Origin of the sequence: Trichococcus sp. (assembly GCF_049589555.1) — a bacterium.
Lineage (GTDB): Bacteria > Bacillota > Bacilli > Lactobacillales > Aerococcaceae > Trichococcus.
In genome coordinates, this window is sequence record NZ_JBAWAZ010000069.1 from 1 (window position 1) to 1,876 (window position 1,876).

2 protein-coding genes are annotated in these 1,876 nt (G+C 51.3%); one reads left to right on the plus strand and one right to left on the minus strand.

What is annotated here, in order from left to right; translation table 11 throughout:
* Positions 1 to 539 (plus strand): response regulator (locus WBV27_RS03335; protein ID WP_424199401.1); only part of this gene is annotated, 539 nt, incomplete at its 5' end.
* Between the two features lie 299 nt (positions 540 to 838).
* On the opposite strand, the gene WBV27_RS03340 is transcribed toward WBV27_RS03335, so the two are convergent.
* The coding region (locus WBV27_RS03340; RefSeq protein WP_424199403.1) for a 6-phospho-beta-glucosidase at positions 839 to 1,876 on the minus strand (1,038 nt) is incomplete at its 5' end.

Genomic DNA, 1,876 nt, shown 5'->3' on the forward strand with positions numbered 1-1,876 from the left:
CCTACGATTTGCTGCTGGTCGACGTCAACATCCAGGGCAAGAGCGGATTGGATCTGATCCGCGCACTACGGAAAAGGGATTACCCAGCCGAGCTGATCATGATCACGGCGGCCGGCGAACAGGAAGCCATCCGGATCGGCCTGCAGTGCGGCATCGTCGACTACATCCTCAAGCCGTTCCAGTTCAAACGCTTCGAGAAGAGCATCGAAGCCTTCGTGCAGCGCCAGGAACTGCTGCATTCCCGCAATCCGGTCACACAGAAGCAATTGGATCAGCTCCACTCGCTGGATAAGCAACCGGATGAGAAGGATGATGACGCCATCGATAAGGGCTTGACCCCCTCGACGCTGACCATGATCATGGCTTGCATCGACCAACAGAAAGGCGATTTCACCGTAAACGACATCACCGGTCTGGCGAACCTTTCCCACGTATCGGTCCGCAAGTATCTGCGCTATCTGGAGGACAAACAGGTCATCGAAATGCGGCTGGAATACGGCACGGTCGGCAGACCGACCGCATTTTACCGGAAAAAATAACCGGAACAGCTTCATTAGGAGCTGACTGCTCGGTTTCAGTCGTCAACTCCGGTGAGCCGGCCTACGCCGGAGTTGACTACCGGATTTCGTCCGGCTTCTCCGATGAGCGGGTCTTCGCCGGAGGTGGCGATTGGATTTCGTCCGCCTACTCCGGGGAACAGGCCCTCGCCGGAGGTGACAACACCCGGCAGCGGGCAAACCACAAAAAATAGCAGCAGCGAGGCAAAAAATGCCTCACTGCTGCTATTTTTGTGTCTTATGCAATTTCCGCTTGCGTCAGCAAGCAAACCAATTTTCCTTTAGACGGACAAATCTTCTCCGTTGCTGGCGATGACTTGTTTGTACCAGTCGAAGGATTTTTTCTTCGTACGTTTCAGTGTGCCGTTGCCTTCGTTGTCGCGGTCGACGTAGATGAAACCGTAACGTTTCTTCATTTCGCCTGTTCCTGCGCTGACAAGGTCGATACAGCCCCAGCTGGTGTAACCCAACAGATCGATGCCATCCAAGTTTACGGCATCTTTCATGGCTTCGATATGCGCTGCCATGTAGGCGATGCGGTAATCGTCTTCGACATAGCCGTTTTCGTCAGGCACATCGACAGCTCCCAAGCCATTTTCAACGATGAACAATGGTTTTTGGTAGCGATCGTACATCGCATTCATCGTGATGCGCAGTCCCAATGGATCGATCTGCCAGCCCCATTCGCTCGCATCCAAATAAGGATTTTTGACGGATTCAAAAATGTTGCCGCCTGTTTTTGCGTTCACTTCAGGATCAGCAGAAGCTACGCGTGAAGAATAGTAGGAGAAGGAAATGAAATCGACTGTGTTTGCTTTCAGGATTTCTTTGTCGCCTTCCTCCATCTCGATTTTGATGCCTTCGCGCTCCAATTTTTTCAGTGCGTAAGCAGGGTATTCGCCGCGTGATTGCACATCGATGAAGAAGTAGTTTTCACGGTCTTCTTCTTGCGCTTTGAATACGTCTTTAGGGTCGCAAGTATATGGATAGTAGTTCCCGGCAGCCAACATACAGCCCACTTGGTTTTCAGGATCGACTTCATGCGCGATGCGGGTAGCGATTGCGCTGGCCATCAACTCGTGATGCGCAGATTGGAATTTGACTTGTTCTTCGTTTTCGCCTTCTTCGAAGTACAGACCGGCACCCATGAATGGTGCGTGTAAAATCATGTTGATTTCATTGAAAGTCAACCAATATTTAACAAGACCTTTGTAGCGGTTGAAAATGGCATGGCATAGATTCTCATAGAATCCGACCATTTTGCGGTTGCGCCAGCCGCCGTACTCTGTGATCAAGTGCATTGGGCAATCGAAATGCGT